This window comes from Dietzia sp. NCCP-2495 (assembly GCF_026011735.1).
GTDB lineage: Bacteria > Actinomycetota > Actinomycetes > Mycobacteriales > Mycobacteriaceae > Dietzia.
In genome coordinates, this window is sequence record NZ_BRVN01000009.1 from 51,933 (window position 1) to 73,948 (window position 22,016).

At 69.7% G+C, this 22,016-nt stretch carries 18 protein-coding genes and 1 tRNA gene; 5 read left to right on the forward strand and 14 right to left on the reverse strand.

The window, feature by feature from the left end; all coding sequences use genetic code 11:
• The first annotated feature begins 1 nt into the window (after position 1).
• Positions 2-1,351, forward strand: a complete 1,350-nt coding sequence (locus OPF83_RS09750) for a site-specific integrase (RefSeq protein ID WP_264887250.1) — start codon at positions 2-4, stop codon at positions 1,349-1,351.
• Here OPF83_RS09750 and OPF83_RS09755 read toward each other — a convergent pair.
• From OPF83_RS09755 to OPF83_RS09765, 3 genes are all read right to left on the reverse strand, one after another.
• Positions 1,348-1,788: a hypothetical protein gene (locus tag OPF83_RS09755; RefSeq protein WP_264887251.1), complete on the reverse strand. Its 441-nt coding sequence runs from the start codon at positions 1,786-1,788 to the stop codon at positions 1,348-1,350. The two genes, OPF83_RS09750 and OPF83_RS09755, sit on opposite strands and share 4 nt — an antisense overlap.
• A gap of 140 nt (positions 1,789-1,928) precedes the next feature.
• A tRNA-Thr gene (locus OPF83_RS09760) sits at positions 1,929-2,004 on the reverse strand.
• A gap of 145 nt (positions 2,005-2,149) precedes the next feature.
• Positions 2,150-3,361 (reverse strand): DNA polymerase III subunit delta', encoded by a 1,212-nt coding sequence (locus tag OPF83_RS09765; protein ID WP_264887252.1) that lies wholly within the window; start codon positions 3,359-3,361, stop codon positions 2,150-2,152.
• 72 nt (positions 3,362-3,433) lie between these two features.
• Between OPF83_RS09765 and OPF83_RS09770 the strand changes: the two genes are divergently transcribed.
• Positions 3,434-5,011 (forward strand): adenylate/guanylate cyclase domain-containing protein, encoded by a 1,578-nt coding sequence (locus OPF83_RS09770; RefSeq protein ID WP_264887253.1) that lies wholly within the window; start codon positions 3,434-3,436, stop codon positions 5,009-5,011.
• A 358-nt stretch (positions 5,012-5,369) separates the two neighbouring features.
• Here the strand turns inward: OPF83_RS09770 and topA are convergent, their stop codons facing one another.
• The gene (gene topA / locus OPF83_RS09775) at positions 5,370-8,339 is read right to left on the reverse strand and encodes a type I DNA topoisomerase (protein ID WP_264887327.1); all 2,970 of its coding nucleotides are present in this window, start codon (positions 8,337-8,339) and stop codon (positions 5,370-5,372) included.
• A 719-nt stretch (positions 8,340-9,058) separates the two neighbouring features.
• Here topA and OPF83_RS09780 point away from each other — a divergent pair.
• Both OPF83_RS09780 and OPF83_RS09785 read left to right on the forward strand, forming a co-directional pair.
• Positions 9,059-11,041, forward strand: a complete 1,983-nt coding sequence (locus OPF83_RS09780; protein WP_264887254.1) for a 2-oxoacid:acceptor oxidoreductase subunit alpha — start codon at positions 9,059-9,061, stop codon at positions 11,039-11,041.
• A 26-nt stretch (positions 11,042-11,067) separates the two neighbouring features.
• Positions 11,068-12,138 (forward strand): 2-oxoacid:ferredoxin oxidoreductase subunit beta, encoded by a 1,071-nt coding sequence (locus tag OPF83_RS09785; RefSeq protein ID WP_264887255.1) that lies wholly within the window; start codon positions 11,068-11,070, stop codon positions 12,136-12,138.
• 76 nt (positions 12,139-12,214) lie between these two features.
• On the opposite strand, the gene OPF83_RS09790 is transcribed toward OPF83_RS09785, so the two are convergent.
• The 3 genes from OPF83_RS09790 to OPF83_RS09800 all read right to left on the reverse strand — a co-directional run bounded on the left by OPF83_RS09790 (position 12,215) and on the right by OPF83_RS09800 (position 14,015).
• Positions 12,215-13,078, reverse strand: coding sequence for an NRDE family protein (locus OPF83_RS09790; RefSeq protein WP_264887256.1), 864 nt, complete (start codon positions 13,076-13,078; stop codon positions 12,215-12,217).
• Between the two features lie 57 nt (positions 13,079-13,135).
• Complete coding sequence (locus OPF83_RS09795; protein ID WP_264887328.1) at positions 13,136-13,714, reverse strand: hypothetical protein; 579 nt, start codon at positions 13,712-13,714, stop codon at positions 13,136-13,138.
• 97 nt (positions 13,715-13,811) lie between these two features.
• A complete protein-coding gene (locus tag OPF83_RS09800; RefSeq protein WP_264887257.1) occupies positions 13,812-14,015 on the reverse strand; it encodes a cold-shock protein in 204 nt (67 codons plus the stop codon).
• A 306-nt stretch (positions 14,016-14,321) separates the two neighbouring features.
• On the opposite strand from OPF83_RS09800, the gene OPF83_RS09805 reads away from it, so the two are divergent.
• On the forward strand, positions 14,322-16,658 hold the full coding sequence (locus tag OPF83_RS09805) for a DEAD/DEAH box helicase (protein WP_264887258.1): 2,337 nt from the start codon (positions 14,322-14,324) through the stop codon (positions 16,656-16,658).
• On the opposite strand, the gene OPF83_RS09810 is transcribed toward OPF83_RS09805, so the two are convergent.
• The 7 genes from OPF83_RS09810 to OPF83_RS09840 all read right to left on the reverse strand — a co-directional run bounded on the left by OPF83_RS09810 (position 16,615) and on the right by OPF83_RS09840 (position 21,802).
• On the reverse strand, positions 16,615-17,019 hold the full coding sequence (locus tag OPF83_RS09810) for an Rv3654c family TadE-like protein (RefSeq protein WP_309297766.1): 405 nt from the start codon (positions 17,017-17,019) through the stop codon (positions 16,615-16,617). The genes OPF83_RS09805 and OPF83_RS09810 overlap by 44 nt on opposite strands.
• On the reverse strand, positions 17,016-17,354 hold the full coding sequence (locus OPF83_RS09815; RefSeq protein WP_264887259.1) for a TadE family type IV pilus minor pilin: 339 nt from the start codon (positions 17,352-17,354) through the stop codon (positions 17,016-17,018). Before OPF83_RS09815 ends, OPF83_RS09810 begins: the two co-directional genes overlap by 4 nt.
• Positions 17,354-17,545, reverse strand: coding sequence for a DUF4244 domain-containing protein (locus OPF83_RS09820; protein WP_264887330.1), 192 nt, complete (start codon positions 17,543-17,545; stop codon positions 17,354-17,356). Before OPF83_RS09820 ends, OPF83_RS09815 begins: the two co-directional genes overlap by 1 nt.
• A gap of 288 nt (positions 17,546-17,833) precedes the next feature.
• Complete coding sequence (locus tag OPF83_RS09825; RefSeq protein ID WP_264887260.1) at positions 17,834-18,538, reverse strand: type II secretion system F family protein; 705 nt, start codon at positions 18,536-18,538, stop codon at positions 17,834-17,836.
• On the reverse strand, positions 18,539-19,480 hold the full coding sequence (locus OPF83_RS09830) for a type II secretion system F family protein (protein WP_264887261.1): 942 nt from the start codon (positions 19,478-19,480) through the stop codon (positions 18,539-18,541).
• Positions 19,477-20,703: a TadA family conjugal transfer-associated ATPase gene (locus OPF83_RS09835; RefSeq protein ID WP_264887331.1), complete on the reverse strand. Its 1,227-nt coding sequence runs from the start codon at positions 20,701-20,703 to the stop codon at positions 19,477-19,479. The genes OPF83_RS09830 and OPF83_RS09835 overlap by 4 nt, the downstream gene beginning before the upstream one ends.
• Complete coding sequence (locus OPF83_RS09840) at positions 20,696-21,802, reverse strand: chromosome partitioning protein (RefSeq protein WP_264887262.1); 1,107 nt, start codon at positions 21,800-21,802, stop codon at positions 20,696-20,698. Before OPF83_RS09840 ends, OPF83_RS09835 begins: the two co-directional genes overlap by 8 nt.
• Positions 21,803-22,016: the final 214 nt, after the last annotated feature.

The window sequence follows — 22,016 nt, forward strand, 5'->3', positions numbered from 1 at the left end:
AATGGCCCGTGGCTCTGTCTATCGACGGTGCGGCTGCTCAGAACTGGACCCGAGCACCGGGAAGCGAAAGCAACTCGGGCGGTCCTGCCCCAAGTTGAGGCGAGCGAACGGGCAGTGGGCGAACCACGGCGCGTGGGCTTTTACGCTCAGCCTCACGCTGCACACAGGCGAGCGCCGACAGGTCTCTCGATCTGGGTTCGATACTCGCGACGAGGCCGAGAAGGTCATGGATGACCTGCGAGCACAAGCAGCCAACGGCATTCGCGTAGACAAGCGCATCACGACGGGCGACTTCCTCACCCGATGGATCGACAGCAAGCACGACGTGAAGGCGAACACCGCTGCGCACTACAGGCGCTACATCGAGAAGGTCTTCATCCCCCACCTGGGCGGCATCGCCCTGGCCGACCTGCGAGCGCATCACATCACGGCGATGCTGCAGGAGGTCAACAGCAGCGCCCAGAATCGCCGTACGTCGTCTACCGGGAACGCGACGACACAACGTGTGCGAGCGGTCCTCAGAAGCGCGCTCAGCGACGCTGTGCGTGAGGGCTACATCTCCACGAACCCGGCAGCCCTGGTGAAGATGCCCACTGCGACTCGCACGAAGGCCCTTGTGTGGACACGGGGGCGTGAGGACGAGTGGCGAGCAGAGGTCCAGCGATTGATCAACGAGGGTTCCACACCCTCCCTCGCCCGGCGTAAGGCGAAGCGTCCGAGCAGCGTCATGGTGTGGCGAGGGGATCACCTTGGAACCTTCCTCGATCACGTCGAACAGCACAGGCTCTACGCCCTCTTCTACGTCGCTGCGCACACGGGCATGAGGCGAGGGGAAGTGTGCGGCCTTCGATGGGCAGACGTGGACATGGACGCAGGCACGATCACGATTGAGCGCCAACTCGTCAACGTCGTGGGCAAGGTTCAGGAGGACTCGCCCAAGTCGAGCGCGTCAGGTCGCGTCGTCGCCATCGGCAAGGAGGGTGTGGAAGTCCTCAAGGCCCATCGCGCTCGCACCAATGCTGATCGTCTCGCCTGGGGACCTGCCTACTCCCACACCTCCCGAGTGTTCGTGCGCGAGGACGGGACAGACCTCGATCCCTCGTGGCTCCTGAAGGAGTTCCAGCGCCAGGCATTCAAGGCCGATCTACCGCCTGTGCGATTCCACGACCTACGCCACGCGGCAGCGTCCCTGATGCTGGCCTCTGGTTCGTCCATGAAGGTCGTCTCGACCGTCCTCGGGCATTCGTCCACGGCGATCACGTCAGACGTTTACACGAGCGTGTACGACGATGCGGGCGCCGCAGCTGTCGATGCGATGCGCGCGCTCATCCCTCGCAACCAGGCGCGCTAGAGGTGAATGATCTTTTCGAGCTCCTCAGGGAGATAGGGGAAGTACTCATTCGCGTCTCCATAATTATCTGCGACTTCCTGGCTGCCAAACTTCGAGCGGGCTTGTTCGTAGCCGGGTGTTTGGAGTCGACGGACCGTATCCACATAGTTGTCGAAGTCCCTGATCTTCAGGCCGCCCCCGCCGAGGATCGGCCCGACGCTGAGGAACGACAGCAAGTATGCGAGCCCGTCTGCTCCGACCAAGCGAGAAACGTCCACCCAGCGAGAATTGCCGCCGGGATCGCACTGTCGGCCGGAAGTCTCCTTGTGAACAATCCGGAATCGATCAACTGCGGAATCGTCATCCCAACTCTGCGTCCAGACCACGATGCCTTGTCCGGGCTCGCCGATCGTCTCGCCACATTCGTCACAGATCCAGGTCGCTGGTGTCGTCGTCACCCACGGGAACTTACCCCGCGCCACCCGTCCAGTGTCGCGCTTCGCAGAACGCTCGTGTTCATAGTGTGATCACACAGCAGACTTCGCACAGATGCTCGAAAGGCCCCTAACGCGCTGATGCACGTCAGAGGCCCTCCTAGTGGAGCCGCGTGTCGGAATCGAACCGACGACCTTTTCATTACGAGTGAAATGCTCTACCGACTGAGCTAACGCGGCGAGCCCTTGTGGGGCGAGGCAACTATATCCGACGGGACCCGCCACAGAAAAAACGCGTCACCCCACCCGTGCCCACCACGTCGTTCGAGGCTCCGCGGAGGACTCCCTCCACTCACTTCAAGGCCGCGCGGTGGACTCTCTCCACTCACTTCAGGGCTGCGCGGATGGCCCCCACCATGGCGGCCACGGCGAACCTGGGCTTGACGTTGACCTCGATCGCCCGCCGGCACTCCTGCACCGCCTCGATCGCGCCGAGGATGGACGCGGACGGATAGTGACCGCCCAGACGCGCCGTCTCCGCCTCCTTGTCCGCGTGGACCAGTGTCACGTCCTGGGCCCCCAGCGACGCCATCAACGCGTCCCGGTAGAAGCCGGCCAGGTCGACCAACGCGAGATCCAACGAATCCCGCGTCGACCGGGTGCGGCGCGACTTCTGCAACTTCTCCAACTCCTTGACCGCGCCGGTTGCTCCCCTGCCGGCCGACGCGGTGCCCTTGCCCGTGCCACCGGCGCCGAGCGCGGTCCGGAGTTCTTCGATCTCCCGCTCGTCGGACTCGGTGTTCCGCGCCACCGCCTCCTGCTCGGCCGTCTTGACCAACTGGTCCGCCAGCGGGAACGCGCGCCCCGGGTTGTGCATGACCATCGGCAGCTGCAGCACCGTGGTGCGCCGCTCCCTGGTCGCCTCGTCCGTGGCCAGCCACCGCGCACGACCGACATGCCCAGAGGACACCGACGCCGCCCACCTCGCCAGATCCGGATCGATGCCACTGTCCGCGAGCAGCGCCGACTCAACGGCCGCGGCACCGGGCTGCCGGAGAGCAACATTTCTCGACCGCGAACGGAGGGTCACCATGATGTCCATCGGGTCCGTGGTGGGCGAACACAACAGGAATACCGTCCGACTCGGCGGCTCCTCCACGACCTTGAGCAGAGCGTTGCCGGACTGCTCCGTCAGCCGGTCCGCCTCCTCGACCACCACGATCTGCCACCGCCCGGTCCCCGGTCTGGAGGAGGCCCGGTGAACGGTCTCCTTCACGTCCTTGAGCAGGATGTTGACCCCCTGCGGGGCCAGTAGGTGCACATCGGAATGGGTACCGGCCAGGACCGTGTGACAGGCCCGACACTCGCCACAGCCCACGATCTCGGGATGCTCGCACTGCAGCGCGGCCGCGAACGACATGGCCGCGACGGACCTGCCGCTGCCGGGCGGGCCGGTGAAAAGCCACGCGTGCACCATGCGCGCATCCGCGGAATCCCAACCCTGTCCGGGGACACGGTCGCGAGCTGCGACAGCCGCTGCTCGCAACTGGGCCACGGCCTCATCCTGGCCGGCCAGACGATCGAATACCCCGGGCATGGCCCCACCTTATCCCCGCGGTGCGACACACATGCATACCCGGGATGAGCGGGGCGAACTAGGCTGGGGTCGATGGAGAACTGGGTCAGGTTGTTCAGGTGGCTGTGGGCCACCCCCTGGCCCGTCTATGCACTGACGATGGTGCAGGCCAACATCATCGGCGCCGTCTTCGTGTTCGCGTTCCTCCGCTTCGTCCTCCCGCTCGACAGCTTTCTCGACCTGGACGAGTTCCGTTTCCTCAACCAGTACCTGTTCATCGGGTACCTCGTCCTGGCGTTCATCGGCGGCGTGATCGCGTCGACCCTGCTCCTGTTCCCCGTCCTGCGGGCCGACCGCTCCGGCGGGGATTTCGGCGGCGAGATACGCAACCGCACCCTGCGTCTGCCCCTTCAACAGGCCCTGATCTCGGGAACCATGTGGGGAATCGGAACTCTCCTCTTCGTCGTCGTCAATGTCGGCCACTCCCCACGCCTCGCCCTCATCGTGGCGGTGACCAGCATCCTCGGTGGGGTCGTCACCTGCCTGATCTCCTACCTCCAGGCCGAGCGGATCATGCGCCCCATCACGGTGCGCGCCCTCGCGCGCGGCGTCCCGACCAACCGGCACGTCCCCGGCATCCGTCGGCGCATCTTCCTCGGCTGGTCACTCACCACAGTCATCCCGATCGCCGGCGTGATCCTCATCCTCATCGGACAGTGGTTCGGCCTGTTCGGCGAAGACCCCGCCCACATCCTCGTCGCCGTCGCCGTGCTGGCCAGTGTCGCCGTGATCGCCGGCGCCATCGGCATGGGGCTGACCTCGGACTCGATCGCCGACCCCGTGCGCGAGATGCGCGAGGGCGTCCAACTGGTCAAGAAGGGCGATCTCGAGACCCGGCTGACGATCTACGACAGCTCCGAAATCGGGCGACTCGCACAGGGCTTCAACGAGATGGTCACCGGACTCCAGGAACGCGAGGCCATCCAGGACCTCTTCGGCCGCTACGTCGGCGAGGACGTCGCGCGCAACGCCCTCGAGCGGGGCACCGAACTCGGCGGCCAGGAACGTGAGGTCGCGGTCCTGTTCGTCGACCTCACCGGCTCCACCGAGTTCGCCGCCGCGCACGAACCCGCCGAGGTCGTGCAGGTACTCAACGACTTCTTCCGGATCGCCGTCGAGGCCGTGGACAGCAACGGCGGGTACATCAACAAGTTCCAAGGAGATGCCCTGCTCGCCGTGTTCGGGGCGCCCCTGGAGGTGGAGAACGAGGCCGGCCGGGCCCTGCGCGCCGCTCGCGCACTCCAGGCCAGGCTCCCCGAGCTCGCGCCGCTGACCGCCGGCATCGGCGTCTCCTACGGCACGGTCATCGCCGGACACATCGGCCACGCCAAGCGCTTCGAGTACACGGTAATCGGCGACCCGGTGAACGAAGCCGCCAGACTCACCACCCTGGCCAAGATGGAGCAGGGCCACGTGTTGGCCTCCGCGGCGACGATCCGCCACGCCGACGCGACGGAGGCGGCCCGCTGGGTCCTCGGTCGGAGCGTGGAACTGCGGGGTCGCGGGGTCATGACGCAGCTCGCCCGCCCGCTGCGCCCGACGTTGGCGGACCGCTGGCAGGCGGGGAAGGTCCCGCTCCGGCCCGCGCCGGCCGACGATCTCAGCAGCTGACCAGCAGCGAGCAGCCTGCGCCGGGGCCTCGCGTTTCCCGGGGCCTCGCGCCGTCCCGAGGCCTCGCACCACGCGGGGTCTTGCGCCTTGCCGGGGTCTTGCGCCTCTCGGGGCTGTCGCTTCCTCCCGCGCCCTCGCTCCCGCTCCCGGGACCGGTCAGCCGTCAGTCCGGTACGGTTTCGCGGCCAGCGTCCTGGGCAAACGCTGACCGGAGTGACGGCTGACCGGAGTGACGGCTGACCGAGGGAAGCCCGCAGAGGCCTGCGGAAGCCCACGGCGGTAGGCGGCCCACGCTGGCCTGCGGAAGCCCGCAGAGGCCCTTGGCGGGAGGCAGCCCGAGCCGAGCCGAGCCGGGGTCCTACTTGGCAGACGCCTTCTTCTTGGCCGGCGCCTTCTTCTTGGCCGGCGCCTTCTTCTTCGCAGGAGCCTTCTTAGCCGGCGCCTTGGCCCGCCGTTCGGACAGCAGCTCCGAGGCCCGCGCATCGGTGAGCGTCTCCACGGTGTCGCCCTTACGCAGCGAGGCGTTAGTCTCGCCGTCGGTGACATACGCGCCAAAACGGCCGTCCTTGACGAGCATCTGCTTGCCGGAGACCTCGTCGACGCCCATCTCGCGCAGGGCCTTGGGGGCGGCGGCCTGGCGACCCCGACGCTTCGGCTCGGAGTAGATCTTCAGCGCCTCGTCGAGGGTCACCGTGAAGACGGCGTCCTCCGAGTCCAGCGTGCGTGAATCCGTCCCCTTGCGCAGGTACGGACCGTAGCGGCCGAGCTGCGCGGTGATCTCCTCGCCGCTCGTCGGGTCCACGCCCACGACGCGCGGGAGCGAGAGCAGCTTGAGCGCGTCCTCCAGCGTCACCGTGGCCGGCTCCATGGACTGCATGAGCGAGCCGGTGCGCGGCTTGGGCCCGGTGGGGCTGTCGGCGTCCTTCTTGGCCTTGCGGGTCACCGCGGCCTTGGCCTTGGTGGCGGCCTTCTTGGCCTCGGCCACCTCGGCGTCGTTCTTCGCGGCGGCGATCGCGGCCTCGCGCTCGGCGTCGATCCGCTTCTTCTCTTCGTCGGCCTCGGCCATGACCTTCTCGGCCCAGGCCTTCTTCTCCTCGTCGGTGGCCTCGGGCAGCTTCTCGGTCACGTACGGGCCGTAGCGGCCGTCCTTGACCACGATCTCGTGGCCGGTGGCCGGGTCCGTGCCGAGCGGACGCCCGTCCTGCGGGGTGGCGAAGAGCTTCTCGGCCACCTCCAGGGTGAGCTCGTCGGGGCTCATGCCCTCGGGCAGGTTGGCGCGCTGCGACTGCTCTTCTCCGGACTCGCCCGTCACCATCCGCTCGAGGTACGGGCCGTAGCGGCCGACGCGCACGTAGACGGGCCGCCCTTCGGAGTCGTCGAACACGCGGATCGAGTTGATGCTGCGGGCGTCGATGGCCTCGAGGTTCACGTCGACGAGGTTCTTGAGTCCGAGCGCGTACGCCGAGTCGTCGGAGGCAGTGCCCGAGCCGGAGCCTGACCCGGCGGACCCGGCACCGGCACCGGCACCGAAATAGAAGCGACGCAGCCAGTCGTCGCGGTTCTCGCGGCCCTCGGCGATCGCGTCGAGTTCGTCCTCCATGAGGGACGTGAAGTCGTAGTCGACGAGTCGACCGAAGTTCTGCTCGAGCAGCCCCACCACGGCGAACGCCACCCAGCTGGGCACGAGCGCGTTGCCGCGGGAGTAGACGTAGCCGCGGTCCTGGATAGTGCGGATGATGCTGGCGTAGGTGGACGGGCGGCCGATGCCCATCTCCTCCATCGCCTTGACGAGGCTGGCCTCGGTGTAGCGGGCCGGCGGGCTGGTGGTGTGGCCGTCGGCGACGAGGTCGGTGCCGGTGAGCTTCTGCCCCTCGTCGAGTCGGGGCAGGCGCCGCTCGGCGTCGTCGGCCATGGGCTTGTCAGAGGACTCGGCGGGCTCGTCGGCGGCCTCGACGTAGGCCTTGAGGAAGCCCGGGAAGGTGATGGTGCGGCCGGAGGCGGCGAACGTGGCCGTGCTGTAGCCGGAGTCGTTCGCACCGGCCTGCCCGGAGATGCGGATGCTCACGGAGGTACCGCGGGCGTCGGCCATCTGGGAGGCGACGGTGCGCTGCCAGATCAGCTCGTAGAGGCGGTACTCCTCGGCGTCCAGCACGCTGTGGAGCTGACCCGGGGTGGCGAAGGTCTCGCCGGCGGGGCGGATGGCCTCGTGTGCCTCCTGCGAGTTCTTGACCTTGCGGTTGTACTGCCGCGGCGAGGGCGAGACGTACTCGCTGCCGTACAGCTCCGCCGCCTGCGCCCGGGCGGCGGCGATGCCCGACTCGGACAGCGTCGTGGAGTCGGTTCGCATGTAGGTGATGTAGCCGTTCTCGTACAGCCGCTGCGCGATGCGCATCGTCCGCTCCGATGTGTAGCGCAGCTTGCGACCGGACTCCTGCTGCAGCGTGGAGGTCATGAAGGGCGCATAGGGTCGCCGCGTGTAGGGCTTGGACTCCACCGAGTCCACCACGAAGTCGGCGCCCTCGAGCGCGCCGGCCAGCGCCTTGGCCGCACTCTCGCCCAGCACCACGGCGTCCTTCGCGGCGCCGGAGGCCTTGAGCTTCCCGTCCTGGCCGAAGTCGCGGCCCTGCGCCACGCGGGCACCGTCGACCGCCGACAGGCGGGCGGTGAAGCTCGTCGGCTCGCCGGCGTCGCCCCCTGTGACGCCCTGGGTGGCGAGCGAGGCGGTGATGTCCCAGTAGTCGGCGGCGACGAAGGCCATGCGCTCGCGCTCGCGCTCGACGATCACGCGGGTGGCCACGGACTGCACACGCCCGGCGGACAGTCGCGGCATGACCTTCTTCCAGAGGACCGGCGAGACCTCGTAGCCGTAGAGGCGGTCGAGGATGCGGCGGGTCTCCTGCGCGTCCACCAGGTCCGTGTCCAGCTCGCGGGTGTTCTCCGCGGCCGCGAGGATCGCGGGTTTGGTGATCTCGTGGAACACCATCCGCTTGACCGGCACCTTGGGCTTGAGCACCTCGAGCAGGTGCCAGGCGATCGCCTCGCCCTCACGGTCGGGGTCTGTCGCGAGCAGCAGCTGGTCGACCCCGGCGAGTTCCTTCTTGAGCTCGGCGACCTTCTTCTTCTTGTCCGTGCTCACCACGTAGATGGGCTCGAAGTCCGCGTCGGGGTTCACGCCGAGGCGCGCCCACGGTTCCTTCTTGTACTTGGCGGGGATGTCGGCGGCGCCCTTGGGCAGGTCGCGGATGTGCCCGACGGAGGCCTCCACCACGTAGTCGGAGCCCAGGTACGGCTGGATCTTGCGGGCCTTGGTGGCGGACTCGACGATCACCAGGCTCCGCTTACCGCCCGATGCTGTCTGCTTGCTCGCCACTGGAGTGCTCCCAACCTGCGCTGATGCGTCGACGACGCCTGCCACCGATCCCTCGATCCCCGGTTACGGTACGCGTGCCGGGGTCCTTCTATAGGAATTCATACCAGGCATGCGGCCGGCGGCGAGAAACGCTCTCCACACCGAAACGTGTCCCCGTGCTGGTCAGGGAGCCTGTTCCGTGCAGTGTTGGTTATGTGTCGCCAGGTGTCCATCGCGTGGTCTCCGCGAGCGCGTCGTCACCTTTCACGTCCCCATTTATAGGAATGGCCGTTGCCCCCACGGCGCCGCTACAGATCCGGTGCGTCGACGTTCAGGCCAGCGGGCGCGAGGCACAAGGCACGAGGCACAAGGCACGAGGCACGAGGCACTAGGCGCGAGGACGACCAGACCGATGACGACGACAACGCGCCGGGCCCTCGTGACAACCGCGTGCGTGGTGATGAGTAATTCATACCAGCAGTTCCGGTGGAAAAAAATCGACCCCCGACATCCACGAGTAGCCCAAATAGACAGATCGGTCTATGGTTGGGGGAAGCGACCCCCAGATGGAAGTGCAACCTGTTACAGTTTGCGCGCGGGCTAGTGGTCGCGGGCTACGTCGTACCCGGCGTAACTTCGGCCAGCGCAGGGGTGTCGTGACGAGCCCGACAATTTCGATGTAGTGGAGGTCAGCAGCGGTGGGCAATGCGTCCAAGACCAGGCTGGACAAGGTGGTCATCCGGATCGCGGGTGACTCGGGTGACGGCATGCAGCTCGCAGGTGACCAGTTCACCTCCGAGGCCGCTGCGTTCGGAAACGACCTGGCGACCCAGCCGAACTACCCGGCCGAGATCCGTGCCCCGCAGGGCACGATCCATGGCGTTTCCAGCTTCCAGATCCAGATCGCGGACTACGACATCCTCACCGCCGGTGACCGCCCCGACGTGTTGGTGGCGATGAACCCGGCCGCGCTCAAGGCGAACATCGCCGACCTGCCCTCGGGCGGGATCCTCATCGTCAACTCGGACGAGTTCACCAAGCGCAACCTCACCAAGGTCGGCTACGAGTCCAACCCGCTGGGCTCGCCCGCGTTCGAGGCCTACCAGGTCCACGAGGTCGCGATGGGCACCCTCACCATCGGCGCCGTGGAGTCGGTGGACATCGGCAAGAAGGACGCCGAGCGGTGTAAGAACATGTTCGCTCTCGGTCTGCTGATGTGGATGTATGGCCGCACGGTCGAGTCGATCGAGAAGTTCCTGGCCGGCAAGTTCGGCAAGAAGCCGGCGATCCTCGAAGCCAATGTCCTCGCGCTGCGGGCCGGGTGGAACTACGGCGAGACCACCGAGGCGTTCGCCTCGGAGTACGAGATCCAGCCCGCCACACTGCCCGCGGGCCGCTACCGCCAGGTCACGGGCAACACCGCCCTGGCCTACGGTCTGGTCACCGCCGGCATGTCCGCGGAGATGCCGGTGTTTCTGGGCACCTATCCCATCACCCCGGCCTCGGACATCCTGCACGAGCTGAGCAAGCTCAAGCAGTTCGACGTCACGACGTTCCAGGCCGAGGACGAGATCGCCGGCGTTGCCGCGGCACTGGGCGCCTCCTACGGCGGTGCCCTCGGCGTCACCTCCACCTCCGGACCTGGCCTGGCTCTGAAGTCCGAGGCGATCGGCCTGGGCGTGATGACCGAGCTTCCGCTGGTGGTCGTCGACGTCCAGCGTGGTGGCCCCTCCACGGGACTTCCCACCAAGACCGAGCAGTCCGACCTGCTGCAGGCCCTGTTCGGCCGCAACGGCGAGTCTCCCGTCGCGGTGGTCGCGCCGCAGTCGCCGGCCGACTGCTTCGACGCCGCCCGCGAAGCCGCCCGCATCGCGGTCACCTACCGCACCCCGGTCATCCTGCTCTCGGACGGCGCGATCGCCAACGGCTCCGAACCGTGGCTGCTGCCAGAGGTCGCCGACCTGCCGGCGATCGACAAGAACTTCGCCGTCGCCCCCGCCGAGGGGGACGAGGCCACCGAGTACCTGCCCTACGCCCGCGATCCACAGACCCTCGCCCGCGACTGGGCGGTGCCCGGAACCCCGGGCCTGGAGCACCGGATCGGCGGACTGGAGAAGGCCAACGGCACCGGCAACATCTCCTACACGGGCGACAACCATGCACTGATGACGCGGATCCGCGCCCTGAAGATCGCGCTCATCGAGGTCCCCGACCTCGAGGTCGACGATCCGTCCGGCAAGGCCGACGTCCTGGTGATCGGCTGGGGCTCGTCATACGGTCCGATCGGTGAGGCCGTCCGTCGTGCGCGGGCCAACGGTCACCGTGTGGCCCGTACCCACGTCCGGCACCTCAACCCGCTTCCCGCCAACATCGGTGACGTCCTGAGCAAATACCGCCGTGTGCTGGTGCCGGAGATGAATCTCGGCCAGCTGTCGATGCTGCTCAAGGCCCGGTTCCCGGCAGAGATCCAGCCCATCACCAAGGTGCAGGGCATGGCGTTCTCCGCCGAGGAGCTCCAGGAGGCCATCGAGGCGGAGTTCGCCGGCCGACTGACCCATGCCGAGCATGACAAGTACCGCGTCGCACTCGACGGCGTGGCCACCACCACCGGTGAGCCCGCGACCAGCAATCATCGCCTGGGCACCACCGCCACCGGCACCACCACCGCCAACCGCCGCTGACGTCACGAGCGAGGAGAGGATCACCCATGACAAGTACAGACTCCGGACTCGTCGGCACCGAGTTGCCGCTGGACGCGTTGGCGTCCGTGCCCAAGACGGATGCTCCGCAGAAGCCCAAGGACTACACCTCCGACCAGGAGGTGCGCTGGTGCCCCGGCTGTGGCGACTACGTCATCCTGGCCACCATCCGCGCCCTGCTGCCCAAGCTCGGGCTCAAGCGGGAGAACATCACCTTCATCTCCGGCATCGGCTGCTCGAGCCGTTTCCCGTACTACCTCGAGACGTACGGGATGCACTCGATCCACGGTCGTGCCCCTGCCATCGCGACCGGCCTGGCCACCGCACGCCCCGACCAGTCGGTCTGGGTCGTCACCGGTGACGGTGACGCGATGTCCATCGGCGGCAACCACCTGATCCACACGCTGCGCCGCAACGTCAACCTCAACATCCTGCTGTTCAACAACCGCATCTACGGACTGACCAAGGGCCAGTACTCCCCCACCTCCGAAACGGGCAAGGTCACCAAGTCCAGCCCCATGGGCTCACTCGACCACCCCTTCAATACCCTGTCCCTGGCACTCGGCGCACAAGGCACCTTCGTCGCCCGCGCCCTGGACTCCGACCGAAAAGGCCTGACCGAAGTCCTCCAAGCCGCCGCGCTCCACCGGGGCACGAGCTTCGTGGAGATCATGCAGGACTGCCCCATCTTCAACGACGGCTCCTTCGACCTGCTGCGCAAGGAGAACGCCGCCGACCACCTCATCCACGTGCGTCACGGTGAGAAGATCATCTTCGGCGACGAGGGCCAGCACTGCGTCATCCGGTCCGGCTTCTCCCTCACCGTCGCCGCCACCGCTGACGTAGACGACGCCGACATCATCGTCCACGACGCCCACACCGACGACCCCGCCTACGCCCACGCCCTGGCAAACCTGTCCAGCCAGGACCTCGAGTACACGGTCATGGGCGTCATCCGCCAGGTCCACCGCCCCACCTACGACGACCAGGCCCGCGCCCAGGTCACCAACGCCAAGGAAACCACCCCCGGAGACCTCCAAACCCTCCTCGACGGCACCAACACCTGGACCGTCGCCTGACACAACACACGCCGACCTCAAACCGGCCAGCACACGCGAGGGCCGCCGCACAGGAATTCCTGCGCGGCGGCCCTTGTCACAGAGTCCGGGCGACCGTTCCCGAGATGCGGCCGCGCGCGTCCCACGTCCGCTCGACCACGTCGGTCGTGCCGTGCTCGTCGATCCGGATCGCGGTGGTCGACCGCGTGCCGTACCACGAGCCGATGCGGACGAACCTCGAGGACAGCTGCCACTCCTGCCAAAACGGGACGCCAGTTCTCGGAAGATGCGTCAGCGGGGCCCTGCGGCGATCGGCGAGCTGGTCGAGCAACCTGCCCGACCAGCCCGGACCCTCCAGGGCATTAGTCCCGAGGAGAGAGCGGACCTCGCGGGCGGCACCCACGACCTTCGGCCACGGTGTGTCCAGCGCGGCGTTGGACAACGCGTGCACACCGGTTCCCAGCCGGAGCGGCCCGCGGGTCGATCTGTTGGACGCCCACCACATCTCGTCGAGGTCACCGGCCAGGAGATTGACGGCGCCGTACTGGTCGAGCTGATCGACGATATGGCCAGCGAACCCGGTGACCGGGACCGGCCCGGTCAGGGCATCGACGGGCAGTTCCCCCCGTGACCTGGGCGGCTGCGGCGGGTCCGGGAGGACCTCGCGCACGTTGGTGACGGCGGCGAACCGTGCGCCCGACCCCAGCGCGAGCCAGGTCCCGCCGGCGGTGACGTCTCGTCCGGCGACGATGCCGCCGACTCCGTCGCCGGTGATCCCGCCGCCTGAGTTCCCGTTTCCGACGGTCCTGTTACCTGCGTACCCGTCGCCGTTCGACCCGGTACCAGCTCGGTGCCACTCATGCATCTGCTCGGTCGGGCGATCGAGGACCTCGTCGCGGTTGGCCACGACGATGAGTGGATAGCGGGGATGGACCCGACGAGCCACGACGAGCATGCACATGCCATCAATCTACTGACCGACCCGAATGGCTTCGGGACGCGCCGACGGGCTGCGCGGTCAGACCGGCCAGCAGTCCTCCGGGATCCCGGCGGGCGCGGCCCCGAGGTTCTCGGCCAACCGCGCACGAGCGCGGGCCGTCCCCAGGCGCAGCAGCGGTCCCCCGCCCTTGGACCCCACAAAGGTCGACTTGATGCCGACCCGGACCAATGCGGACCGCAACGCATCGCGACGGGGAGCGTGGTGCTCGGTCCCCGCGTCGATCCCCAGCTCGATGACCCCACCCGGTGCGATCTGTCCGGCGGTCAGGAACCACACGCGGAGCGCGCCGGCGCTGGGGGTCCAGTTCTCGGGCACCGCGGAGACCGCCCCGCGCCGCCACCGACGGACCACCGGCGCGAGCTCCGCGGACCTGGCCGTGGACACCGTGCACCTGCCCGCCGGATCGGCCTCTGACCTGACCGGATCCAGCCCGGCCTCCGACAGCAGGGTCTCGAACACGTCCGCGCGCCAGGCGGCATCCAGCGCGACCGACACCTGGCCGGCCGCGGCCGTCAGGGTGGACTGACCGCGTGCTGCCAGGGCGCCCTCGAGATCGGCGGGTTCCGGAACATGGTCGTCCGCGGAGAAGAACGACATCTGCGTCACGACTCGAGACTACGGCCGCCCTCCGACATGCCGCGAGGCCCCCACCGTCGGATGACGGTAGGGGCCTCGCGGACGAAGTCCTACTGGGTCATAGAGCGCGGACCGACTGCGCCTGGGGGCCCTTCTGGCCCTCTCCCACCTCGAACTCGACGCGCTGGTTCTCCTCGAGCGACTTGAAGCCGCTGCCCTCGATGGACGAGTAGTGAACGAAGAGGTCGGCGGAACCGTCCTCGGGTGCGATGAACCCGTAGCCCTTCTCCGCGTTGAACCACTTGACGGTGCCCTGTGCCATGTTCTCTGTGTTCCTTTTTCCGTGCTGCCAGGTGCGACTCGCGGGTTGACCACGCGCGTCGGGCCGGCGGCTCGCCGCGGTGGATTCCGCGGAGGGCGCCGACGACCGCGTCCAGTAGATCACGGAAGCAGCCGCCGGAGAACTGATCTCCGCAGGTCTGTCAGATGAAGGTGGAGTTACTCTCGGCGAACGGTCCGGCACGGTGAGGTACGCGGTGACGTAGTCGTCGACATGACGGTCTGCTTCCCGGCCCGTCACCACGGGTCCCGCAGGCAGATCCGCGGCTGTCACCACTACGGTCAAGGGGTGACGACGTACGGACGCGAACTGCTCGACCACCTGCTCTCCGAGCTCCCGGCCGGCCCGTCCCCGCTCACGCACGCCGAGGACCTGCCCGCCCGTCAGGCCCGCCACAGCGACTGGCCACAGTGGGCGCACTCCGGACTGGTCGCCGAATGGAAGAAGCGCGGCGTCGACCGACCCTGGGTCCACCAGGTCGCCACCGCCGAGCACGCTCACGCTGGCCGCGACGTGGTGGTGGCCACCGGCACCGCATCGGGGAAGTCGCTGGGCTATCAGCTGCCGGCCCTGAGTGCACTGGCCGCTGACGAGAACGCCTGCGTGCTGTACCTGTCCCCCACCAAGGCGCTCGGGCAGGACCAGCTCTCCTCGGTGATCTCGCTGGTCGACGCGGTCCCGGACCTGGCCCACGTCGCCCCTGCCTCCTACGACGGGGACACGCCCACCGACGCCCGCCCGTGGATACGGGAGAACTCGCGGTGGATCGTCACCAACCCGGACATGCTCCACTTGTCACTGCTGGGACGTGCCCGCCAGTGGACACGCATCCTGCGGGGGCTGCGCTTCGTCGTCGTCGACGAGTGTCACTCCTACCGCGGCGTGTTCGGCTCGAACGTCGCGCTCGTCCTCCGTCGGTTGGACCGGTTGGCCCGCGCGATGGGCGCCGACCCCACCTTCGTCCTGGCCTCCGCCACCACCTCCGCCGCCGCGGCCGCGGCGAGCACCCTCACCGGGCGCGGTTGCGTCGAGGTCACCGACGACGGCTCGCCTCAGGGCGGCCGCACCGTCGCACTGTGGGAGCCACCGCTCATGGAGGGGTTGACCGGCGAGAACGGCGCCCCGGTGCGCCGGCCGGCGCCCGTGGAATCGTCGGCGCTCATGGCGCAGCTCGTCGCCGAGGGCGCGCGGACACTCACCTTCGTACGTTCCCGGGCCGGCGCCGAGGCCACCGCCCTGCGCGCCCGGGAGAAGCTCGCCACCGAGCGCGGCGCGCGGGGCCGCGAGCTCGCCGGGCGGATCGCCGCCTACCGCGCGGGATACCTCGCCGACGACCGGCGCAGACTCGAACGGGACCTCGCGGAAGGTGCGCTGGTGGGCGTGGCGTCGACCTCGGCGCTCGAACTGGGCGTGGACATCTCCGGGCTCGACGCCGTGGTCAGCGCCGGCTTCCCCGGCACCATCGCGTCGTTCTGGCAGCAGGCCGGGCGGGCGGGGCGTCGAGGTCAGGGGGCGCTCGTGATGCTCGTGGCGCGCGACGACCCGCTCGACACGTACCTCGTCCACCACCCCGAGGCCCTTCTCGGTCGGCCCGTCGAGGCGACCGTCACCGACCCGCGCAACCCCGTGCTGCTCGCCGGACAGCTGCGGTGCGCGGTGGCCGAGCGGCCCATGTCGCATGCCGAGGCCGCGGAGTGGGGCGCCACCGAGGTGCTCGAGGATCTCGCCTCGCGCCGGCTGGTCCGCCGTCGCCCTGCGGGCTGGTACCCGGCCGCCGACGACCATGCGCCGCACGCGGAGGTCGACATCCGCGGCACGGGCGGCGCCGAGGTGATGATCGTCGACACCACCGACGGCCGCATGCTCGGCACGATCGACTCCGTGCGGGCACGCTCGCAGGTCCACCCCGGGGCGCTGTACCTGCACCAGGGGCAGTCATTTGTGGTGGACGAACTGGACCTCGACGACGGTCTGGCGCTGTGCCGCCCCGAGGAGCCGGAGTGGACCACGTCGGCGCGCGAGCAGGTGTCGATCGACCTCATCGAGACCCTCGAGTCCGTCGAGGCGGGTCCGGTGACCCTGTCCTTCGCCGACGTCGAGGTGACGACCCTGGTGACCGGCTACCAGCGGCGGCTGCGCGGCGGCGAGATCCTCGACGTGACCCCCCTCGACCTGCCGGAGACCACCCTGGCCACGCGCGCGGTGATCTACACCGTCACCCCGCAACTGCTCCGGGTCGCCGGCCTCGAGGAGGCGGACTGGCCGGGCGCGCTGCACGCCGCCGAACACGCAGCGATCGGCCTGCTGCCCCTGGTGGCCACGTGCGACCGCTGGGACATCGGGGGCGTCTCGACCGCTCTGCACGCCGACACTGGTCTGCCGACCGTGTTCGTCTACGACGGCTACGCGGGAGGCGCCGGGTTCGCCGAGCGTGGATACCGGCGAGCGAAGGCCTGGCTGCGGGCGACACTGGACGCGATCCGCTCGTGCGAATGCGAGTCCGGCTGCCCGTCGTGCATCCAGTCCCCCAAATGCGGAAACGGCAACGACCCGCTGTCCAAGCCGGGGGCGATCGCCCTTCTCATGGAGGTGGTGGGTCAGCTCTCGACGGCGGCCGGTCCGTAGGCCCCGCGCGGGCCACAGACGACGCCGAACGGGCCCCGAGCACGCCGAGCCGGACCGTCACGTCGGTGCGCGTCACCACGTCCTGACCATCGATCGTGCACACCGCCAGGTCCGCGCCGTTCGCGCCGGCGATCCGCCCTGCCTCCGTGCACGCGTCCCGGCCCTCGCGCAGCGCATGTGCTCCGGCGAGCGCCGAGAGGTCCGCCGCGGACCGGGCGGTGTGCGATGCCAGCACCGCCCGGCCCAACAGCAACACCAACACGGTCACCGCGAGAACCGCGGCCACGGTGAACGCGGTGGTCACGGTCATGGCGCCGGTGTCGTCGTCGTGCCTCACCCCACCTCGCCCTGCGCGGCTCACGGGTGAGCTCCTGCCTCGGCACGGGCAACGGCCCGGGCCGTGAGTTCCAGTCCGGGTAGCCCCCGAGCCGGCGCGCTCACCACGGCGGTGACGGTCTCACCGGTGGCCTCGACGGTGACCTCCGCGCCCGGCGCCGCCTCCAGCCCCGCGGCGCGCCCCCGGCCCGGATCGGACATCGCGGCCACCCGTGCGGCCTCGCGCGCGGCATCGACCACCTGCACCTGGCCCGCTGCGGCGGCGACCCCGGCGGCCGCGATCGCCAGCACCACGATCAGGGAGGCGATCCCCAACGCGGTTTCGACCGTCACCGATCCGGAATCGCCGCTGCGCGTCATCACACCGAAGTGGAGAGGGCGCGTTCGATGATCCCGCTGAGCGCGTCCGGGATCGAGTCGCCGCTGACCACGGTGTAGAGCACTGCCCCGAAGGCCGCAGCGGCGATCGTGCCCACGGCATATTCAACCGTCGACATTCCAGCATCCGCCCCTACTGACCTGCTAAAACGCTCTCTGAGCAACGACCAGATCCGGGTTGCCGAGGTGGCGATACCCTCTCTCGCCAGGACAACCGCGGCCCAGATCAGGGAGGTCAGGGACCACGTACCGGCTGGGGCGATCTCGCCAGAAGTGGGCTCGGTCTCGGCCTCGGTGTCGTTGTCCGCCGGGATCTCGGTCAGGGTGTCTGTCTCGGTGTCCGCCGGGATCTCGATCTCGGTCGGGCTCTGGATCGCGGTGTCGGTGATCATCGGTGTTCTCCTTTTTCGTTGACCGGGTCGGTGTCTCCGACCCGGAGTTCGTGGGGCCCGTAGGCGGGTTCATGGCGCCAGGCCGGCGCCGGATCCCGGCAGCATCCCGTCGGCCAGTCCCATCACCACGGGGAGCACCCCGAGGCAGACGAAGGCCGGGAGGAAGCACAGACCGAGCGGACCGGCGACCATCACCGCGGCTCGCTCCGCGCGGGCCGTGGCCGCGGCATCCGCCTCCGAGCGCATCCGGTCAGCGGCATGGTGAAGTGCCGAGCGCACCGACCCTCCGCCCTGGCAGGCCCGCACAAGCACCGCCGAGACCGGGGCGAGGGGGCCGGACCCGGGCACGTCGCGCCAGGCATCGTCTGGTGTGGCCCCCAGACGCATCCGCGCCGACACCGACCGCAGCGGGTCCGCGAGGTCGGGGTGGGACGACTCCAGCGCGTCGGCCACGGCGGCGAGAGCATCTGCGGCGGGAAGCCCCGCGGTCAGAGCCGCTGCGAGAAGGTCCACCAGTTGTGCGAGAGTTCCCGGATCCGGCGCGGCACCCGAGCCGTGCATCAGGCGGATCAACGCATGCCGGATCCCCGCCGGGAGCCACGAGGCCGCCCGGATGGCGGAGGCCGCCGTCGTCAGAAGGGTCGAACCTCGTGAGTGTGTCCCGGTGGACGGTGGTCGCGACGATTCGGCCATCGTGGTCAGTCGGTGCGATGCGACCGGTGTCCACGGCGCAACGACCACGGCCGCGGCGAGGAGCAGGAGTGCGAGCGCCATCTAGAGTGCACCTCCCGCGATCCGGTCCGTCCACAGCAGCCCGACCGTCAGGAACACCGCTCCTGCCAGGCACAGGACGCCGCCGAGAGTCCCGGTGAGCAGGACGCCGAGAGGATCCGCACCGAACCCGGAACCCAGCAGGACCCCGAAGCCGGGGAGGGCGGTGAGGATCACGGCGGTGGCGCGGGGACCGGCGAGGGTGGCGTCGACGCGCTGGGCGCGCTCGCGCCTGGACGCCACGTCGGCGCGCAGGCCGTCGACCGCGTCGGCGAGGACCACCCCGTGCCTGGTCGACAGCATCCAGGCCCCGGCGAGCTCGCCGGCAACCCGGCCCACCACGGGAGGAACTGCATCGGCGGCCGTCCCTGCGACGGTCCCAGCGCCTTCCCGGGCTGCGGCCGCGCGAGAGGCCGCGCGAGAAGTCCCGCGATAGGGTCCGACCACGGGAGTGGCGCGCGCAGCCGTGCCGAGAACCGAGCTGACATCACCACCCAGACGCGCGTGCGACGAGGCCATGTCCAGGGTGCTCATCACCGCCGGATCAGCAGCCGCTGCACCCTCTGCGGCGCGTTCAAGCGCGAGTGCGGGCCCCGCGCCGGCCCGCAGCACGGAGGCAGCGTCGTCCAGCGCCCGTTCCCATGCGCCGATCGCCGCGAGGGTGCGTCGACGTGCGCCGGCTCGGACCCGGAGCTCCATGACCGCTCCCGACACCAGTGCCGTGGCACAGGCGTGTAGCGGGCCCGCGGCGAGCCCGGCCGCTACTCCGAGTCCCAGGGGCAGCGCCACCCGCACGGGAAGCCTGGAGACCACGCCGCGTATCCGGGCCGACCACGCCCCCGCCCTGTGCGAGTTGCCGCCGTCGAGGTAACGGAGCCGCTGCGATGCGACGGACGTCGGCCATGTGAGCAGTGCGATCGCGGCCAGGAGCAGTCCGGTGCTCATCGCGTCTGCTCCGCCACCCGGTCGCGGAGCAGCGCCGCCAGGGCGGCGCGCCCGGGCGTGACGCCGCCGTCCGCACGCCAGGCCGGATCCACCTCGATCCCGTCGGTGCCGCGGCGCACCACCCCGATGGAGTCGACGCCACGGCTGCCGTCGGGGCGACGACGCATGCCCACCACCACCCGCAGTGATGCCGCGACCTGCGCCGACAGTGCCGTCCGCTCGAGTCCTCCGAGCGCACCGAGCGCCTCGAGCCGGGCGGGCAGCTCGGTGGGTGAGTTGGCGTGGACCGTGCCCGCGCTCCCATCATGTCCGGTGTTCAACGCGGCGAGCAGGTCGGCGACCTCGCCGCCGCGGACTTCCCCCACGGCGATCCGGTCCGGCCGCATCCGCAGCGCCTGCCGCACGAGCTCGGACATGGTCACCTCACCGGCGCCCTCGACGTTCCCGTGCCGCACCACCAGGCGCACGACGTGCGGATGCGCGGGTCGCAGCTCCGGCGAATCCTCCACGCACAGCAGCCGCTCGCCGTGAGGTATGAGGCCGAGCAGCGCCGCGAGCAGCGTGGTCTTGCCCGAGCCGGTGCCGCCCACCACCAGGTATCCCACCCGGGCCGCCACCAGGTCTCGAAGGAGGGCTTCGGACTCCGCGGGCACCGTGCCGGAGCTGACGAGGTGATCGAAGGTCGCCTGCGCCGGCCTCGACACGCGTAGAGAGAGACAGGTCCCGTCCACGGACACCGGCGGCAGTACTGCATGGAGCCGCCACGAGATGCCGTCACGGGAGCGCACCACGCCGTCGGCCCACGGCCGCGCATCGTCGAGCCGCTGCCCGGCGCGCCCGGCCAGGCGCACCGCCAGAGCGCGGAGTTCGGCCTCGCTCGGCACCACGACACTCGTCTCCTCGAGCCCCCGACCACGATCCACCAGAGCCGGCCCGGGTCCGTCGACCACGACATCGGTCACTCCGGGACTCGCCAGCAGGGCCTCGAGCGGCCCGGCCCCCGCGAGGTGTTCGCGCACGACCCGCGCGGTCCGCAGCAGGTCGAGGTGACCGTGCAGGACCCCGGACTCCGCACGCACCGCGCGCACCACCTCGTCAGGTTCGGGTTCCACGCCGAGCCCGGCGAGTCGGTCCCGCACGCGGTCGACGAGCCCTGTCAGGTCCGACGGGAGGGCGGAATGAGCGGAATGGGCTGAAAGGGCGCCACCATCCGCCTCAGGCATACTCACCGGCGAGCACCTCCCGCAGCACCGCATCGGCCACGGACGCGAGCCCTCGAACCCGCCCACCCCGACCCCGGCCGAGCGCCTCCACCAGGCCACCCGAGCCGACCGCCCGCCGCACTCCCGCCAGCTCGGGCAGGACGTACCACCGCTCAGCTCCGACGAATCGGGCCACGTCAGCGGCGTGGAGCGGGTCACCTCGCCCGGTGCGCACGACCAGCACCGCGCCGGAGACCTCGCGCACCACCCTGTCGGCCGCCACCGCGCCGGGGAGGTCCGCCCTGGTGACGACGACAACCTCGCCCTCTCCGATCACAAGCCCCGCGCCAGCGGGGTCGCCGGCATCGACCACCACCAGTCCCCCGGCTCCCCGGTGTGAGCGCGCCGCTCCGGACCCGCCGTCCCTGGAACCGCCATCCCCGGCCCCGGGAGAGCCCGTCTCGGCAGGGGTCCTCGATCTCGCCAGGACCCCGAGCTCCGGCAGCGGCCTCGGCACCGCCGCCCAGAGCGCGTCCGGATCCGGCCCGCCGAGTTCGGCGCGCACATCCTCGACCCGCAGACCGGGCTCGCCCTCGATGCCCAGGACCAGGTCGACCCCGGTCCCACGCGGGTCCGTCTCCATGAGCAGGGTACGCCGTGACCGGGCCGCCCGGACCGCCAACGCCGCGGCGAGTGTGCTGGCGCCACCCCCTCCGACAGCGCCCACGACGACCAGCTGACCGCCAGAGCGGGACGGGATCGGCGCCATGAGCCGCGCCACCAGGTCACCGGTCCGGGACGGGAGGGGGATTGCCTTGTCGTCGTCGACCCCGTCCCGGTCGGCCACGACGCGCACGACGCGCGCACCACCTGGGCCCCTGCCGACGCCGGCGCCGTCGGTCACCTCCACGTCGCACGGTTCGCCGGCGGCGACCGCCTCGATCGCGAGGGCCGCGAGCACGGCGCGCACGTCGGCCTCCAGCTCCGGATCGGACACGGTGACCCGGACCGTGGTCGCCGTCGCGCCGACACCCGCCACCGGCCCCGTCGCACCGACGCCGGACCTGCCGGCACCGTACGGCGGGGATTCGGGTCGCGCCGCTCTCACAGTCGTGTTCACGGGTCCCACCCTGGCTCACGCGATGAGCCGAAACCCTGCGGAAAGGCGTGCTGGCGGCCGACCCTGTGGACGGGGCGAACGGGGTGTGGAATACCGGCGGAGTGCGATGGGAATGTCCCGGGCGGGCGCTGGCGATGCGGGAGAACCCGGGTTACTGGCCGATAACCCAAAACCCCCGAAATGCGAGAAACCGCGACAGGGGGATGTCGCGGCT

Coding starts and splice junctions, on each gene's coding strand:
- OPF83_RS09750 (WP_264887250.1), top strand. CDS start 2: ATGGCCCGTGGCTCTGTCTATCGACGGTGCGGCTGCTCAGAACTGGAC.
- OPF83_RS09765 (WP_264887252.1), bottom strand. CDS start 3,361: ATGCCCGGGGTATTCGATCGTCTGGCCGGCCAGGATGAGGCCGTGGCC.
- OPF83_RS09770 (WP_264887253.1), top strand. CDS start 3,434: ATGGAGAACTGGGTCAGGTTGTTCAGGTGGCTGTGGGCCACCCCCTGG.
- OPF83_RS09785 (WP_264887255.1), top strand. CDS start 11,068: ATGACAAGTACAGACTCCGGACTCGTCGGCACCGAGTTGCCGCTGGAC.
- OPF83_RS09790 (WP_264887256.1), bottom strand. CDS start 13,078: ATGTGCATGCTCGTCGTGGCTCGTCGGGTCCATCCCCGCTATCCACTC.
- OPF83_RS09795 (WP_264887328.1), bottom strand. CDS start 13,714: ATGTCGTTCTTCTCCGCGGACGACCATGTTCCGGAACCCGCCGATCTC.
- OPF83_RS09800 (WP_264887257.1), bottom strand. CDS start 14,015: ATGGCACAGGGCACCGTCAAGTGGTTCAACGCGGAGAAGGGCTACGGG.
- OPF83_RS09815 (WP_264887259.1), bottom strand. CDS start 17,354: ATGACGCGCAGCGGCGATTCCGGATCGGTGACGGTCGAAACCGCGTTG.
- OPF83_RS09825 (WP_264887260.1), bottom strand. CDS start 18,538: ATGGCGCTCGCACTCCTGCTCCTCGCCGCGGCCGTGGTCGTTGCGCCG.
- OPF83_RS09830 (WP_264887261.1), bottom strand. CDS start 19,480: ATGAGCACCGGACTGCTCCTGGCCGCGATCGCACTGCTCACATGGCCG.
- OPF83_RS09835 (WP_264887331.1), bottom strand. CDS start 20,703: ATGCCTGAGGCGGATGGTGGCGCCCTTTCAGCCCATTCCGCTCATTCC.